The organism is Nocardioides sp. ChNu-99 (assembly GCF_029493445.1).
Lineage (GTDB): Bacteria > Actinomycetota > Actinomycetes > Propionibacteriales > Nocardioidaceae > Nocardioides.
In genome coordinates this window covers 1-16,655 of sequence record NZ_JAHWBL010000046.1, presented here as the reverse complement: position 1 = coordinate 16,655, position 16,655 = coordinate 1, and the positions used below count along the sequence as shown (strand labels likewise).

12 protein-coding genes are annotated in these 16,655 nt (G+C 75.7%); 9 read left to right on the top strand and 3 right to left on the bottom strand.

Annotated elements, in window-relative coordinates:
- Positions 1-26: 26 nt before the first annotated feature.
- From KK617_RS14115 to KK617_RS14090, 6 genes are all read left to right on the top strand, one after another.
- Positions 27-1,592 (top strand): polysaccharide biosynthesis C-terminal domain-containing protein, encoded by a 1,566-nt coding sequence (locus KK617_RS14115; protein WP_277500717.1) that lies wholly within the window; start codon positions 27-29, stop codon positions 1,590-1,592.
- Positions 1,589-2,488 carry a sulfotransferase gene (locus KK617_RS14110; protein WP_277500716.1) on the top strand — a complete coding sequence of 300 codons (900 nt, stop codon included), beginning with the start codon at positions 1,589-1,591 and terminating at the stop codon, positions 2,486-2,488. The genes KK617_RS14115 and KK617_RS14110 overlap by 4 nt, the downstream gene beginning before the upstream one ends.
- Before the next feature lie 95 nt (positions 2,489-2,583).
- Complete coding sequence (locus KK617_RS14105) at positions 2,584-3,921, top strand: hypothetical protein (RefSeq protein ID WP_277500715.1); 1,338 nt, start codon at positions 2,584-2,586, stop codon at positions 3,919-3,921.
- Positions 3,922-3,931: 10 nt separating this feature from the next.
- Positions 3,932-5,212, top strand: coding sequence for a hypothetical protein (locus KK617_RS14100; RefSeq protein ID WP_277500714.1), 1,281 nt, complete (start codon positions 3,932-3,934; stop codon positions 5,210-5,212).
- Between the two features lie 10 nt (positions 5,213-5,222).
- Positions 5,223-6,017 carry a 3'(2'),5'-bisphosphate nucleotidase CysQ gene (locus KK617_RS14095; protein ID WP_277500713.1) on the top strand — a complete coding sequence of 265 codons (795 nt, stop codon included), beginning with the start codon at positions 5,223-5,225 and terminating at the stop codon, positions 6,015-6,017.
- Entirely contained in the window at positions 6,014-6,985 is a 972-nt protein-coding gene (locus KK617_RS14090) for a lytic murein transglycosylase (protein ID WP_277500712.1), read from the top strand. Before KK617_RS14095 ends, KK617_RS14090 begins: the two co-directional genes overlap by 4 nt.
- A gap of 359 nt (positions 6,986-7,344) precedes the next feature.
- On the opposite strand, the gene KK617_RS14085 is transcribed toward KK617_RS14090, so the two are convergent.
- On the bottom strand, positions 7,345-8,880 hold the full coding sequence (locus KK617_RS14085; protein ID WP_277500711.1) for an HNH endonuclease signature motif containing protein: 1,536 nt from the start codon (positions 8,878-8,880) through the stop codon (positions 7,345-7,347).
- An 811-nt stretch (positions 8,881-9,691) separates the two neighbouring features.
- Here KK617_RS14085 and mfd point away from each other — a divergent pair.
- Both mfd and KK617_RS14075 read left to right on the top strand, forming a co-directional pair.
- A complete protein-coding gene (gene mfd, locus KK617_RS14080) occupies positions 9,692-13,249 on the top strand; it encodes a transcription-repair coupling factor (protein WP_277500710.1) in 3,558 nt (1,185 codons plus the stop codon).
- A 16-nt stretch (positions 13,250-13,265) separates the two neighbouring features.
- The gene (locus KK617_RS14075) at positions 13,266-13,883 is read left to right on the top strand and encodes a hypothetical protein (protein ID WP_277500709.1); all 618 of its coding nucleotides are present in this window, start codon (positions 13,266-13,268) and stop codon (positions 13,881-13,883) included.
- 27 nt (positions 13,884-13,910) lie between these two features.
- Here KK617_RS14075 and KK617_RS14070 read toward each other — a convergent pair whose 3' ends face one another.
- A complete protein-coding gene (locus tag KK617_RS14070; protein ID WP_277500708.1) occupies positions 13,911-14,423 on the bottom strand; it encodes a DUF2867 domain-containing protein in 513 nt (170 codons plus the stop codon).
- A 2-nt stretch (positions 14,424-14,425) separates the two neighbouring features.
- The gene (locus KK617_RS14065) at positions 14,426-15,082 is read right to left on the bottom strand and encodes a MazG family protein (protein ID WP_277500707.1); all 657 of its coding nucleotides are present in this window, start codon (positions 15,080-15,082) and stop codon (positions 14,426-14,428) included.
- A gap of 160 nt (positions 15,083-15,242) precedes the next feature.
- On the opposite strand from KK617_RS14065, the gene eno reads away from it, so the two are divergent.
- Positions 15,243-16,520, top strand: a complete 1,278-nt coding sequence (eno, locus tag KK617_RS14060; RefSeq protein ID WP_277500706.1) for a phosphopyruvate hydratase — start codon at positions 15,243-15,245, stop codon at positions 16,518-16,520.
- The last annotated feature ends 135 nt before the right edge of the window (positions 16,521-16,655 follow it).

The window sequence follows — 16,655 nt, the reverse complement described above, 5'->3', positions numbered from 1 at the left end:
CGCCGCGGCCGGCCGAACGCAGGGAGATGGCGCGCAGCGGCGCCGTGTCGCTGGTCGGGTCGGTCGCGGCCGCCCTCGGCGGGTTCGCGCTGACGATCGTGCTCGGACGGTTGTTCGGCGCCCACCTGGCCGGGCTCTACTTCCAGGCCGTCGCGGTGCTGATGATCCTCAACGGGGTCGCGCTCGCCGGCAGCGACACCGGGCTGGTGCGCGCCCTGTCGGGCCACCGCGCGGTCGGCGACCACCAGCGCGCCTGGAGGGCCGTCCGCCTGACGCTGACCCCGGTGCTCCTGTGGAGCCTCGTGGTCGCCGCCACCCTCGCCGTGCTCGTCGACGACATCGCCGCGACGTTCCCGGCGGCCGACCGCTCGACGGTCACCGCGTTCTGCTGGGTGCTCGTCGGCACCCTCGTGGTCTCCGCGACCGGGCAGGCCGCGCTCAACGGCACCCGCTCGCTCGGCTCGGTCCTGCCCTTCGTGTGGCTCTACCAGGTGCTCCTGCCGACCTCCCGGCTCGCCGCCGTCGCCCTGCTGTGGTGGGTCGACGCCCCGGCGGAGTGGCTGCTCGTCAGCTACGCCGCGCCCCTCGTGCTCATGGACCTCGCCGCCGCCGCGCTGCTCCTGCGCGGTGTGCGCCGGGCCCGCACCGCGGCCCCGGCCCCGGCCTCGAGCCCGGCGGCCACACCGGCGACCCCTCCCGACGTGCGGGCCGAGGCCCGCGCGCTCTGGGCGTTCAACCTGCCCCGCGGTGTCGCGTCGTGCCTGGAGCTCGCGATCGTCTGGGCCGACGTGATCGTCGTCGGCATCCTGCTCGGCCCCGCGGCCGCCGGCGCCTGGGCCGCGGCGAGCCGCTTCGTCACCACCGGCACCATGGCGATGGAGGCCCTGCGCCTGCAGAGCGCCCCCGCGATGGCCGCCGCGTGGGCGCGGGACGACCGGGCGGCGTTCCGCGACGTCTACGCCGTCACCACCGTCTGGCTGGTGCTGGTGTCGTGGCCGATCTTCCTGGGCCTCGCGGTGCACGCGCCGCTGGTGCTCGGGGTCGTCGGCCCGGAGTTCGCCGAGGCGGCCCCGGCGCTGACCGTGGTCGCGCTCGGCATGCTCGTCTACGTCGCGATGGGCAACGTCACCGCCGCCCTGCTGATGGCGGGACGCAGCGCGCTGACCGCGGCCCACACCGCGGTCGCGCTGGGCCTCAACATCGTCCTCAACCTCGTGCTCGTGCCACGGATCGGCCTGGTCGGCGCCGCCGTCGCGTGGGCGGGGTGCCTGGCCCTCGACTCCGCGCTCGGCCTGGTGCGCGGCGGTCGCCGCACCGGCATCCGCCTGCCGTGGCGTCCGGTGCTCGTCGCGGGCGCCTGCGCCCTGCTCGCCTACGGCCTGCCCGGCCTGGCGCTGCGGCTGGTCACCGACCCCACGTGGTCCTGGCTGGGGGTCCACGCCCTGGTCGGCACGCTGGCGTACGCCGCGCTCCTGCAGCTCGCGCGCCGCCCGCTCGACCTCCCGGCGCTGCGGCTGCCGGCCACCCACCGCCCGTCCCGCCCGTCCCGCCCGTCCCGCCCGTCCCGCCCGTCCCGTTGGAGGACCCCGTGAGCAGTCTCGACGACTCCGCAGCCCTGCGGCGGGCCAAGTCACTGGTGCCGCAGCCCGCGAAGCAGGCGGTGGGCGGCGCCGTACGCCTCGGCGGGACGGCCACGGCCGCCTGGCGACCCGGTCCGGACGTGCTGGTGGTGGGGGCGAAGCGCAGCGGCACCACGTTCCTGTGGTCGGCCCTGCTGTCGCACCCGCAGGTGCTGCCGCTGCTGCCGGCGGCGCAGCACGTGAAGAGCCCGCACTGGTTCACGCGCCACGCGGACCGCTCCGAGGCGTGGTACCGCGGGCACTTCCCGACCGCGGCCACCCGGCGTCGCCACGCGGAGCGCCACGGCGCGGCGCTCGCGGTGGAGGCCGACCCGGCGTACCTCTTCGACCCCCGGGTCGCCACGCGGGCCCACGAGGTGCTGCCGGACGCGCGGATCGTCGTGCTGCTGCGCGACCCCGTCGAGCGGGCCTACTCCCACTACCGGGAGCGGGTAAAGGCCGGCGTCGAGTCGCTCGGGTTCGCCGCGGCGCTCGCCGCGGAGCCCGGGCGGCTGGCGGGGGAGCGGGAGCGGCTGGCCGCGGACCCGACGTACCACCCGCGGGCGCTGGACTGGTACTCCTACCGCGCCCGCGGCGAGTACGCCGGTCAGGTCGCCGCGTGGCTCGACGCCTACGGCCCCGACCGGGTGCTGGTGCTGCGCAGCGAGGACATGTACGCCGACCCCGCCACCGCCCTCGGGCGGGTGCAGGACCACGTCGGCCTCGACCGGCGCCCGCCCGCGTCGACCCGCCGCAACCGCGCGCCCGGGGACGCCTTGCCGGCCGGACCGGCGGAGGAGCTGCGGGCGCACTACGAACCGCACACGAAGGAGCTCGCACGGCTCCTCGGCACGGAGGTGTGGTGGTGAGGCCGATCGGGCGGCCCCGGACGCCGCACACGCAGCACCCCACCCCACCCAGCACGCCCACCGGCCCCGCCGGTGCGACCCGAGGAGACGAGAACGTGGAACTGACCAGAACCAGGACCGGTGCCCGCACCGGCACCGGCGCCCGGGCGAGGTGGCGGGGTCGCGCCGGCGCGGCCAGCAGCGTCGTCGCCACCGTCCTCGCCCTCCTGCTCGGGCAGGTCGTGGCCGCCCCGGGGGCCTCGGCGGCCACGGTGGTGAGCGACGTGCCCGTGCCGATGTCGCAGACCAACGGGCCCGTCTGGGCGGTCGAGATGGCCGCGGGGCGGATCTACGCGGGCGGGGCGTTCACCTCCACCCGGCCCTCCGGCGCGGCCGCGGGCACGAGCGAGTCCGGCCAGGGCCGGCTCGTGGCCTTCGACGCGGCGACGGGGGCGCTCGTCCCGTCGTTCGCGCCGCGTCTGACCAACGAGTGGGACGGCTCGCCCGGCACCGTGCACGCGATGGTGCTGTCGCCGGACAAGAAGGTCCTGTACGTGGGCGGTGACTTCAACTCCGTCGACGGCCAGACCGCCGAGCACCTCGCCATGTTCGACACCGCGACCGGTCGGTTCCTCGGCCAGGTCGGCTGGAACGGGGTGAACGGCACCGTGCGCTCGCTGGCGATCTCGCCCGACGGCCGCACGCTCTACGTCGGTGGCGCGTTCAGCGTCGCGAGCTGGACCAGCCGGGACCGGCTGGCGGCCTTCGACCTCACCACCCGCGAGGTCACGCCGTGGCGGCCGGTCATCAGCGCTCCCGTCGCGGGCGAGGCGCTGCGCACCACGGCCCTCGCGGTGTCCGCCGACGGGGCCCGCGTCTTCGTCGGCGGCCCGTTCCAGCAGGTCAACGGCCGCGCCGCGCAGGGCGTCGGTGCCGTCGACGCCCGCACCGGGGCGACGGTGGCGAACTTCCGCACCGACTACCTGCTCGCGCCGTACAACTGGGCCACCGCGCTCCACGTCGTGGGCGACACGCTCTACCTCGCCGGTCGTGACGACCGGTCGGGCTCCGCGAGCCGCAAGGAGGGCGTGCAGGCGATCGCCACCGCGACGGGCGCCGTGCGGTGGTACTCGCGCTGCTACGGCGACACCTTCGACGTGCTCCCGCTGGGCAGCGAGATCTACGTCGCCTCCCACGCGCACGACTGCAGCGCGGCCGGCGGCTTCGGCGAGACCAACCCCCGCCGCTACGTCGCCATGCACGTGCTCGACCGCTCGACCGGGCGGGTCAAGAGCGGATTCCAGGTGATGACGAGCGGCGTGAGCACGCAGCCCGACACGCTCCTGCTGTCGCGCACCCTCGCCACGGACGGCCGCCAGATCGTCATGGGCGGCGGGTTCACCTCGGTGCAGGGTCGGCCCCAGGCCAACCTCGTCCGTCTGCCCGGGCGCTGAGGGGCGGGTCGTGGAACGCGCCGATCTCGTGACGCCGGGGGGTGACCCGGCCTGGGCCCGCACCGCGGCCGTCGTCTGGCCGCTCCTCGGCGGCGCGGGCTCGGCGCTGGCCCCGGCCCGGCCCGCGTCCGCGGCGGACGAGGCCTACGAGCTCGTCCGGTACGGCGGGCGCGTGCGGTACGTCGTCGACCGCGCCCTGCCGCGGCGCGGGCGCCACGCCGTCCTCATGTACGGCAACCGCCTGCGCGCCCCGCGCCGCCGGGCGGCCCGCTCCCTCGTCGCCGCCGCCTTCCTGGCCGGTCCCCGGGCCCGGGCGGGGCAGGTGGTGCGGGTCGTGGCCGAGCGCGACGCGCTGCGGCTCCGGGCGCTGGCCGCGGCGTCGCTGGGGCGACCCGAGCGGGAGCTGCACCTGAGCCTCGCCGTGCTCGACCGCGACGGTACGGCCCGGCCCACCGTGCTCGTCACGGACGCCGCCGGGACCCCGGTGCTGTTCCTCAAGCTGGGGGGAGGCCCGGAGCGACGCGCGGCACTGCGCCGCGAGCGCACCGCGGCGCTGGCGGCCGCCCGTGCGTCCGACCTCGTCGGCGACGGTGCGCTGCTCGTGCCCCGGCCCGTGCTGTGGCACGACGAGGACGGGGTCGCCGTGCTGGGCACGACGCCGCTGCCCCACGACGTCGCCCCGGCGGACGCCGCCGACCCGGCGAGCACCTGGGACCGGCTCGACGCGCTGGTGGGTGCCGCACGTGGCTCGGCGCCGCCGCTCGCGGAGTCGCCGTGGCTCGCGCGTCTCGTGGTCGACGTGGCCGACCTCGTCGCGTCGCCCGACGTCGCCGTCGCGGAGCGGGGCGTGCGGTGCGCGGCGGTGCTGGACGCCGTACGCCGCCTCCACGGGCGCACCGTGCTGCCCCACGGGCTGCGGCACGGCGACTGGTCGTCGTGGAACCTCGGCTGGTCCGACGGCGGGCGCCGGCTCGCGGTGTGGGACTGGGAGTACGGCGAGGGCAGCGCGCCGCTGGCGCTGGACCGGCACAACTGGCAGTTCGCCCACGCCACGAGCGTCGGGGGCGCCTCCGCGAGCCGGGCCGCGGCCGAGCTGCTGCAGCGCTCGGCGGACCCGCGCTCGGCCGGGCGGGTGCGCACCGGTCCGCTGACCGCGCGGCTCTACCTCCTCGACATGGCCGTGCGCCGGGCCGTTCTCGCCGGGGGCGGCGAGCGGGGCTCGGGCGAGGCGGCGGACGCCATCCTCGACGTGCTCGCCGCCGACGGCCTGGGGCGACCCCGCACGACCTAGGCTGGGGCCCGTGCCCGGGACCGACCTGTCGTCGTACGACGACCACGCGCTCGCCGCCCACCTCGCCACCGTCGCCGGCGAGCAGCTGCTCGACCTGCGGGTGCGGGCCGTCGCGGAGAGCTGGGAGCCGGCGCAGCTGAAGGACACGGGCGACCGGGTCGCCCACGAGCTCATCGTCGGCCTGCTGGCCGGTGCCCGGCCCGGCGACGCCGTGCTGTCGGAGGAGGGCCGTGACGACCTGGTGCGGCTCGAGGCGGAGCGGGTGTGGATCGTCGACCCGCTCGACGGCACGCGGGAGTACGGCGAGCCGCCCCGCGAGGACTGGGCCGTCCACGTGGCGCTGTGGGAGCGGGACGCAGCCGATCCCGCCGGCGGCGGGGACCTCACGGTCGGCGCCGTCGCGCAGCCGGCCCTGGAGGAGACGTTCTCGACGGCCGCACCCCGGATGGCGCCGCCCGCCGCGGGAGGACGGCGCCCGCGGCTCGTCGTCTCGCGCAGCCGTCCGCCGGCGGTCACCGACGTCGTCGCCACCGCGCTCGACGCGGAGCTGCTGCCCATGGGGTCCGCCGGGGCGAAGGTGATGGCGGTCGTGCGCGGCGTCGCGGACGCCTACGTGCACGCCGGCGGCCAGTACGAGTGGGACTCCGCCGCGCCCGTCGCCGTCGCCCGCGCGGCCGGCCTCCACACGAGCCGCGTCGACGGCTCGACCCTGCGCTACAACCAGGCCGACGTGTACCTGCCCGACCTCGTCGTGTGCCGGCCCGAGCTCGCCGACCGCGTGCTGGCCGCCATCGCCGGGGCGTGAGCGCGCCGCGCAAGCCGGCCGCGCGAACCGCGGCGAAGAAGGCGGCGGCGAAGCCGCCCGCGGGGAAGTCCGCCGCCGCGAAGAAGGTGCCCGCGAAGAAGGTGCCCGCGAAGAAGGTGCCCGCGAAGAAGGCCGCCGCGCGCCGGCCCGCGGCGCGACCGGCCCCGCGGCGACCGGCCACGCGGCGACCCGTCACGGCCGCGCGGCGGGGGAGGCACGTCGTACCGGGGCTGCTCGTCGTCATCGCCGTCGCCCTGCTCGGCGCGGCCTGGTGGGTCGCGCGCGAGCCGGCGCCGCAGCCGCGCTCCGAGCCCGGCACCTCCGCGTTGGGCGAGGTCGCCCCGCCGCCCGCGGCGGAGCAGCCGCTGCTGCCGCCGGGTCGTCCGGTCGTGCCGGTCGTCGACGCCGCGTGGACGGCCGACGTCGCCGCGCGCACGGGGCTCCCGCAGGTGGCGACGAACGCGTACGCCGTCGCCGAGCTGCGCGTGCGCGCCGAGGACCCCGGGTGCGCGATCGGGTGGGCGACGCTGGCGGGCATCGGGTACGTCGAGTCCCGCCACGGCACCATCTCCGGCAGCATCCTCGGCCTCGACGGCCGGTCCAGCCCGGCCGTGGTGGGGCCGGCACTCGACGGCACCGGCAGCTTCGCCGCCATCCCGTCGCACCCGGCGCTCGTGCAGTGGCACGGCGACCCCGTGTGGGACCACGCCGTCGGGCCGATGCAGTTCATCGGCTCGACCTGGGCCCGGTGGGGCGCCGACGGCGACGGCGACGGCGAGACGGACCCGAACGACCTCGACGACGCCGCGTACGCCGCCGCCCGCTACCTGTGCCACGACGACAACGACCTCGCGAGCGGGCAGGGCTGGGCCGACGCGGTGTTCTCCTACAACCACGACCAGGCGTACGTCGACGCCGTGCACGCCGCCGCATCCGGGTACGCCGCCCGCTCCGCCGAGGGCAGCTGAGTCTGGCCACCGACGGCGCGTCTCGGTGGTCGAGGTGACCCCGCGGGTGCGGCGGCGGTCGAGGTGGGCGGCGTTCCGGTGGTTGAGGTGGCCGCGCGCGTTCCGGTGGTTGAGGTGGGTGCGCTAGCACCCCTCGAAACCACGCCCGGACACGCCGGTGTCCCCGCCAGCCGCCGGTGGTTGAGGTGGCCGCGCGCGTTCCGGTGGTTGAGGTGGCCGCGCGCGTTCCGGTGGTCGACGTGGCCGCGCGCGTTCCGGTGGTTGAGGTGGGTGCGCTAGCACCCCTCGAAACCACGCCTGGACATGCCGGTGGCCCCGCCAGGTGGTGCTGGGTGGCGGGGTCGGCGTTGGTGGCGGTGCTAGTCGAGCGGTGTGGTGCCGGTCGAGTCGACGGCGTAGCGAAGCCCGTGGGGGCTGGTCCAGACGTAGGTTCCGAGCGGGTCTCGGTGGTAGCGCCATCGTCGATCGGGTGGCACGCCGCCCGGTGGGTCGTCGGGACCGTCGGATGGGCCTGGTGGGCTGGCTCCGGTCGGTGACGGGTGTGTCTTGGCTCGGTGCTCGCCTCGGCAGAGCGGGGCGAGGTTGCTGGTGGACGTCTGCCTGGCACCGGGTGCTGCTTCTCGCCGGTAGGCCTCGGTGTGGTCGAGGTCGAGGCCTCGTGCTGGTCTTCCGCAGTAGGGGAAGGCACAAGTGGGTCGGTCGAGGCGGACGCGTTCGGCGATGCGGTCGGGGACCTCGTACGCGTCCACCGCCACATGCCCGCTGAGGTCGATGACGGGCTTCACGACGACCTGCGTGCCGGGCGTGCGGCACCAGTCGCGGACCTGGTCGGCGGTGATGAGTGCGCGGGTGTTCTCGAGGCGGGCGAGGTCGATGCCGGTGTGGCCGGTGACCGGGTCGATGCCGGGCCCTGTCTCTAGCCCGTCGGCGGAGCGGTGGGCGGCGATGGCGGCGTCGGAGAGGTGGACGTAGAGCACGACCTGCCGCGCGGGTGTCCGGGTCGAGCCGGTTGGCGCCTCGCCGCCGTCGACTGCGGTGGCGCCGTACAGGTCGAGGGCGGTTTGGCGGCGGGCCAGCTCGCCGAGGGCCATGGAGCGGCGGACGTCGAGGTCGGCGTCGCATCCGGCGGCGGCGAGGTCGGCGGCGACACGTTGCACGGCGTTGTTCAGGTCGAGGGCGTCGGCGAGGTCGAGGGTGCCGTGGACGGGGACGACGCCGGTCCAGGGTGCTGCGGCGTCGACGGGGTTGGTCTCGATGGTGAAGTAGCGGCCGGCGTCTGCGTCTGCACGGTCGAGCTCGGCGTTCTCGGGGTCGAACCGGGCGGTGGCTTCGGCGACGAGGCGTTCGACGGTCGGCATGGTGGCGCGGTGCGCGACGGGCGCGAGGTTGCGGTCCACGAAGTCCGCGCCCTCGGCCGTCAGCGTGCGGGTCAGGGCCGCGATCTTCCGTGCCCGCCACACCGGTAGCGCTCGCTTCTGCGCGGTGGGGTCTGCGCCGGCGAGGACGCGGGAGTAGAGGCGGGGGAGGCGGTGCCGCAGCTCGATCGCGTCCCCGATCAAGGGTCGGCCCGAGGCGACGGAGCGCCCGAGGGCGGCAGAGATCTCGTAGAGGCAGAACTCCGAGACCAGTGGTGCGCCGGGGCCGCCGAGCTCGAGGAACCGGTCGCCGCCCGGAACTGAGTTCGGGCCTTCGGACCACAAACCGAGCGGGCCGATCGGGTCGCCCACGGTGCCGCCCGAACGGTCGGTGTGGGCGTCGGCCCAGTCCGCGACCGCGACGAACGTGGCCACCTCGGCGGCCTGCTGCGCGGCGGCAGCCGCGCGGGCAGTGACGAGCAACGCGCTCGTGTCGGTGGCCGCGGGGGCCTCGACGACGGCGGTGCTCGACTGGTTCATACCGACAACGCTAGGGGTGACCACCGACAGTTTCGGCCGGGCCAGCGGGGGCTGGGGAAAGAAGATCTAGGCATCTGAGCTTCGTCACAGCACTCTGCCGGCGACCGTTCCTGAGGTGGTTTCGAGGGCCGCCGGGGCGGCCACCTCAACCACCGAACCGGGCGGCCACCTCAACCACCGGGCGGCCACCTCAACCACCGAACGGCGCGGCGACCTCGACCACCGGCCTGCCCGCCCGGTGCACGGATCGCGGCGATCTCACCGCAAGCACCCTCTCTGACGGTCGGTCGGGGCCCGTTTGCCGCGATCGGGGCCGGTGCGCGCCTTCGCCCGTGGTTTCGAGGGCCGCTGGGGCGGCCACCTCAACCACCGGTGCGGGGCGGCCACCTCGACCACCGGTGCGGGGCGGCCAGCTCAACCACCGATCGGTCCGGCCGCGTCGGCCCCGTGGTTTCGAGGGCCGCTGGGGCGGCCACCTCAACCACCGAGCCGGGCGGCCACCTCAACCACCGGTGCGGGGCGGGTACCTCAACCACCGAGCCGGGCGGCCACCCCACCTCCGAGCCGGGCGGCCACCTCGACCACCGAGCCGGGCGGCCACCTCATCCACCGAGCCGGGCGGCCACCTCCACCACCGAACCAGCCCCGCCCCGCCACCAACTGCCGCGGGGCGGGTACCGGGGCGGCGCCAGTAGGCTGGCGGGGCGCTTTCCCCCCACCCCTCCGTCGCGCCCGGCTCCCCGGGTCGCGCCGCGGAGGGGCTGTGGTGGTGCGCGCCCGAGCCGATCCGCGCCCTCCCAGGAGCAATCCCGTGCACCTCTCCGGCCTCGCCGACGCCGTCCTGGCCGACCCGACCCTCGACAGCGCGCTCGCGGGCGCACGCGACGGGTCGGAGCGCGTCCTCGACCTGACGGGCCCGGCGGCGGTGCGGCCGTTCGTGGTCAAGGGCCTCGTCGACACGGGTCGGGTGGTGCTCGCGGTGACCCCGACGACCCGCGACGCCGAGGAGCTGGTGGCGGCGCTGGGTGACCTCGTCGACCCGAGCCGCGTGGCCTACTTCCCCAGCTGGGAGACGCTGCCGCACGAGCGCCTGAGTCCCCGCAGCGACACGGTGGGCCGCCGCCTCGCGGTGCTGCGCCGCCTCGCCCACCCCGGCACCGACGCGACCAACGGCCCGGTGTCGGTCGTCGTCGCGCCGGTCCGCAGCCTGCTGCAGCCGCAGGTCAAGGGCCTCGGCGACCTCGTGCCGGTCGAGCTGGTCCCGGGGCAGGAGGCGCGGCTCGACGACGTGGTCGCGGGGCTGGAGGGTGCGGCGTACGCGCGTGTCGACCTCGTCGAGAAGCGCGGGGAGTACGCCGTGCGCGGCGGCATCGTCGACGTGTTCCCGCCCACCGACGAGCACCCGGTGCGCGTCGAGTTCTGGGGCGACGAGGTGGAGGAGGTCCGCACCTTCTCCGTCGCCGACCAGCGCACCGTCGACAAGGTCGAGCGCCTGTGGGCGCCCCCGTGCCGCGAGCTCCTGCTCACCCCCGAGGTACGCCGCCGCGCGGCCGAGCTCGGGCAGGCCCACCCCCAGCTGCGCGAGCTCACCGAGAAGATCTCGGAGGGCATCGCGGTCGAGGGCATGGAGTCGCTGGCCCCGGTGCTGGTCGACGACATGGAGCTGCTCGTCGACGTGCTCCCCGCCGACACCCACGTCCTCATGCTCGACCCCGAGCGCGCCCGCCGCCGCGCGGCGGACCTGGTGGCCACCAGCGAGGAGTTCCTGGGGGCGTCGTGGGCGGCGGCGGCCGGCGGGGGAGAGGCCCCGATCGACCTGGGCGCGGCGTCGTACCACGCGTTCGCCGACGTCCGCGAGCACGCGCTCGCCCGCGGCCAGGCCTGGTGGGGCGTCAGCCCCTTCGGCATCGACGACGACACCGCCCCGCAGGACGCGGCCGGGCGCGACGCGGCGACGGCCGGCGTACCCGTCCGGGCCCTGTCGCCGCGCCCCGCCGAGGCCTACCGCGGGGACGTGGAGAAGGCGCTGTCGGACGTGGCGTCGTGGCACCGCTCGGGCTACCGCGTCGTCGTCGTCCACCCCGGCCACGGTCCCGCCCAGCGCACCGTCGAGGCCCTCGCGGACCGCGACGTGCCGGCCCGCCTCGTCGAGCAGGTCGAGGACCTGCCGCCCGCCGACGTCGTCACCGTCACCTGCGGCTCGCTGTCGCAGGGCTTCGTCGACGAGGCCAACCGCGTCGTGCTGCTCACCGGGGAGGACGTCTCGGGCCAGAAGGCGTCGACGCGCGACATGCGCAAGATGCCCGCCCGCCGCAAGCGCCAGATCGACCCGCTCGAGCTCAAGGCCGGGGACTTCGTCGTGCACCAGCAGCACGGCGTGGGCCGGTTCGTCGAGATGAAGCAGCGCGAGGTGGGCGGCGCGGTGCGGGAGTACCTCGTGCTCGAGTACGGCGCGTCCAAGCGCGGCGCGCCGCCGGACCGCCTCTACGTCCCGGCCGACACGCTCGACCAGGTGACCCGCTACGTCGGCGGCGAGCAGCCCAGCCTCGACCGTCTCGGCGGCGGCGACTGGACCAAGCGCAAGGCCCGCGCCCGCAAGGCGGTCAAGGAGATCGCGGCCGAGCTCATCAAGCTCTACGCCGCGCGGCAGGCCACGCAGGGCCACGCCTTCGGCCCCGACACGCCCTGGCAGCGCGAGCTGGAGGACGCCTTCCCCTACGCGGAGACGCCCGACCAGCTCACGACCGTCGACGAGGTCAAGGGCGACATGGAGCGCACCATGCCGATGGACCGCCTGGTCTGCGGCGACGTCGGCTACGGCAAGACCGAGATCGCGGTGCGCGCCGCGTTCAAGGCGGTGCAGGACGGCAAGCAGGTCGCGGTGCTCGTCCCGACGACGCTGCTCGTCACCCAGCACTTCTCGACGTTCGCCGAGCGGATGAGCGGCTTCCCGGTCGTGCTCAAGGCCCTGAGCCGCTTCCAGTCCGACAAGGAGGCCACGGCGGTCCTCGAGGGCCTGGCGAAGGGCGAGATCGACGTCGTCATCGGCACGCACCGCCTGCTCAACCCCGAGATCCGCTTCAAGGACCTGGGTCTCATCATCGTCGACGAGGAGCAGCGCTTCGGCGTCGAGCACAAGGAGCAGATGAAGCGGCTGCGCACCAGCGTGGACGTGCTCGCCATGTCCGCCACGCCGATCCCGCGCACCCTGGAGATGGCCGTCACCGGCATCCGCGAGATGTCGACCATCACCACGCCGCCCGAGGAGCGCCACCCGGTGCTCACCTACGTCGGCGCCTACGAGGACCGCCAGGTCGTGGCCGCCATCCGTCGCGAGCTGCTGCGCGACGGCCAGGTGTTCTACATCCACAACCGGGTGCAGTCGATCGAGAAGGCGGCACAGCGGCTCACCGAGCTGGTGCCCGAGGCCCGGGTCGCCACGGCCCACGGGCAGATGAACGAGAAGCAGCTCGAGCAGGTGATGCTCGACTTCTGGGAGAAGCGCTTCGACGTGCTCGTCTGCACCACCCTCGTCGAGTCGGGCCTCGACGTCTCGAACGCCAACACCATGCTCATCGAGCGCGCCGACACCCTCGGCCTCAGCCAGCTCCACCAGCTGCGCGGCCGCGTCGGCCGCTCCCGGGAGCGGGCCTACGCCTACTTCCTCTACCCGAGCGAGAAGCCGCTCACCGAGACCGCCCACGAGCGGCTCGCGACGCTGGCGCAGCACTCCGACCTCGGCGGCGGCATGGCGATCGCCATGAAGGACCTCGAGATCCGCGGCGCCGGCAACCTGCTCGGCGGCGAGCAGTCGGGCCACATCGCCGACGTCGGCTTCGACCTCTACGTCCGCCTCGTCGGTGAGGCGGTCGCCGACTTCAAGGGCACCCCCGACGACCAGCTCGAGGAGGTGCGCGTCGAGCTGCCCGTCGAGGCCCACCTGCCGCACGACTACGTGCCGAGCGAGCGGCTGCGCCTGGAGATGTACAAGCGGCTCTCCGAGGTGCGCTCCAACGAGGACGTCGACGTGCTGCGCGACGAGCTCGTCGACCGGTACGGCGAGCCCCCCGTCGAGGTCGAGAGCCTGCTCTACGTCGCGCGCTTCCGGGCCCGCGCCCGGCAGGCCGGCATCCGCGAGGTCACGATGGCGGGCAAGAACGTGCGCTTCGCCCCGGTGTCGCTGCCGGAGTCGCGCACGGTGCGCCTGCAGCGGCTCTACCCGAGGTCGCTCGTCAAGCCGGCCACCGACACGATCCTCGTGCCCCGCCCGCAGACCGCGGTCGTGGCCGGGAAGCCCATCACGGGGCTGGCGCTGCTCGAGTGGTGCGCGCAGGTCATCGACGCGGTGATCGACCCGCGGGAGTCGTGACCGCTACGGTGTGACGGTGATCACCTCGCCCCGTCGCGCCGCCCGGGTGGGCGGCGCGCTCGTCTCGCTCGCCGTGACCGCGCTCCTCGCCTCCGGCTGCGACGCCGACCCCCGCACGGCCGTCGCGGTCGACGGGGAGCGTCTCGAGGTCGACCGCCTCGACGCCGTCACGACCGCCTACTGCGGCTACATCAGCGAGGTGGGGGTGGAGGCGCAGCCGCGCGCGGTCGTGCGCGCGGGATTCGCGCAGCTGTGGGTGTACGGCGCGGCCCTGCGCGAGGAGGCCGGCGAGGACCTGCTGGCCCCGCCACCGCAGGCCGAGGACCTCGTCGCCGAGCTCGAGGACGCGGGCGCGCAGGCCGAGGTGGCGCGCGAGACGGTGCGCCTGCTGACGCTGGGCAACGCCCTGTCCGACCCGGTCGTCGCGGGCGCCGCGGCCCAGGCCGTCGAGGGCGCGGACGTCACCGTCAACCCGCAGGTGGGGCAGTACGACGAGGGGGTGCTGTCGCTGGACGGCGACGGCATCAGCGTGGCGCAGGGCGAGGAGGCCCGGGCCACCACGTTCGCCTCCGACGCCCCGGTGACCCCCGAGCAGGTGGCCGCGCTCCCCGCCGGGCAGCGCTGCGGCGGCTGACGGCTGACGGCTGGCGGCCCGGGCGGGCTAGCGGCTGGCGTCGGCGACGATGCGGCGCGCCACGCCCTCGGTGACGAGCTCGCGCGCGGGCAGGTCGGTGAGCAGGTAGGCCGCCCCGAGCAGGCCGCTGGGCCGGAAGGTGATGCGCAGGTGCAGGCGGCAGCCGGTGTCGCGCGGCGTCAGCCACGTCGTCAGCCGCACCTGGCCCGGCGCGTGCACCCGGGCCTGCAGCCGCAGGCGGTGGGCCACGTGGTCGGCCGCGAGCACGTCCCAGAACCCGGCGGTGTCGCCGGTCGACAGCAGGTCGGGCGGGCCGGGTGCGTCCTCGCCGCGGCGCACCTCGGGCCGGGGCGGGTCGCCGAGCACGGCGCGGGCGAGGTCGTCGATGCGGGCACGCAGCACGAGCGGCGCGGCGTCGGCGTACCAGCGGGGGGCGTCCCCGTCGGGGCGGGCGGCGAGCACCGACCACACCTCCGCCAGCGGTCGCTCCAGCCGCACGTGCCGCTCGCTGCGGCGCAGTCCGGGTCGGGGTCGGCGCATGGTCACAGCCTCCGTCGTACGGCGTCGCGCAGGGCCTGCTCGGGATCGGTGCCGCTGGCCCGGGCCTCGGCGACGAGCGCCAGGAGGCGGTCGCCGAGGTCGGCGGCGGCGGCGGTGGGGTCGGGCGTCGCGAGGGGGGTGCCGGCGCGCTCGGCGCGGTCGAGCACCTTGTCGGCCCACAGGAGTGCGGGCAGCGTCGCCGGCAGCCCGTCGACGGGGGAGGTGCGGCGCTTCTCGGTCGCCTTCACCGCCTCCCACGTCTCGTTGACCGTGGCGGCGTCGGGGACCGGCCCCGCGGTGTCCCCGGCGGCCCCGGGGGCGCTGCTCGCGCCCTCGCCCAGCACGTGCGGGTTGCGCCGCACCAGCTTGGCGTGCAGGTCGGCCGCGACGTCGTCGACGTCGAACTCTCCGCGCTCCTCGGCGATGGCGGCGTGGAAGTAGACCTGCAGGAGCAGGTCGCCCAGCTCCTCGCGCAGCAGCGCGGTGTCGCCGGTGTCGAGCGCCTCGAGCACCTCGTGGGTCTCCTCCAGCAGGTGCCGCGCCAGGGTGCGGTGGGTCTGTGCGGACTTCCAGGGGCACTCGGCGCGCAGCCGGCGCATGACCGGCACCAGCGCGGTCAGGGCGGCGCCGTCGGCGCGGGGGACGGGTGCCGGGCTCACCTCGTCGACTCTACCGACGCACCCGCGCGGCCCCGGCGAGCCCGTCGGGCGGCGGGGGCCGGTCCCGTTAGGCTGACCGGCGGTCGGCGGCACCCGTCGGCCGGGCACGGTCACCTCACGTCGTGCGCCGCGGTGCGGCGTACCCCGACACAGGAGCAACATGGCAAGCATCGTCGCCGTCGGCGCCCGCGAGATCCTCGACTCGCGCGGCAACCCCACCGTCGAGGTCGAGGTCCTCCTGGAGGACGGCGTCCTCGGCCGCGCCGCCGTCCCGAGCGGCGCCTCCACGGGCGCGTTCGAGGCCGTGGAGCTGCGCGACGGGGGCGACCGGTACCTCGGCAAGGGCGTCCAGCAGGCGGTGGAGGCCGTGCGCGAGCGCATCGCCCCCGTGCTGGTGGGCCTCGACGCCGACGACCAGCGCCTCGTCGACGCGAGCATGCTCGAGCTCGACGGCACGCCGAACAAGGCGCAGCTCGGCGCCAACGCCATCCTCGGCGCCTCGCTGGCGACCGCGCAGGCCGCGGCCGAGTCGGCGGGCCTGCCGCTCTACAAGTACGTCGGTGGCCCCAACGCCCACGTGCTGCCCGTGCCGATGATGAACATCCTCAACGGCGGCGCGCACGCGGACACGAACGTCGACGTGCAGGAGTTCATGGTGGCGCCCATCGGCGCCCCGACCTTCGCCGACGCGGTGCGCAGCGGCGCGGAGGTCTACCACGCGCTCAAGTCGGTGCTGAAGAAGCGCGGGCTCGCGACCGGCGTCGGCGACGAGGGCGGCTTCGCCCCCGACCTGGCGTCGAACCGCGCCGCGCTCGACCTCATCGCCGAGGCCGTCGACGCCGCGGGCTACACGCTGGGCCGCGACATCGTGCTCGCCCTCGACGTGGCCGCGAGCGAGTTCTGCACCGACGGCGTCTACACCTTCGAGGGCGCGTCGAAGTCGGCCGAGGAGATGACGGCCTACTACGCCGAGCTCGTCGCGGCGTACCCCATCGTCTCGATCGAGGACCCGCTCGACGAGGACGACTGGGAGGGCTGGAAGGCCATCACCGACACCCTCGGTGCCCGCACGCAGCTCGTCGGCGACGACCTGTTCGTCACCAACGTCGAGCGCCTCCAGCGCGGCATCAGCGGCGGCCAGGCCAACGCGCTGCTGGTCAAGGTCAACCAGATCGGCTCGCTCACCGAGACGCTCGACTCCGTCGAGCTGGCGCACCGCAACGGCTACCGCTGCATGATGAGCCACCGCTCGGGCGAGACCGAGGACGTCACCATCGCCGACCTCGCCGTCGCCACGAACTGCGGCCAGATCAAGACGGGCGCCCCCGCGCGCTCCGAGCGGGTCGCGAAGTACAACCAGCTCCTGCGCATCGAGGACGAGCTCGGCGACGCCGCGCGCTACGCCGGCGCCGGCGCGTTCCCGCGCTTCCAGGGCTGACCCGCACCCGCACGAACACCAGCACCGCAGCACCGCACGAGCAGCAGGGGAGGACGACCGTGGTCGACGAGCGCCGCCGGGCACGGTCGTCCGGCCCCGGGGCCCGCGGGCCGCGCACCGGTCCGGGCAGCGGCC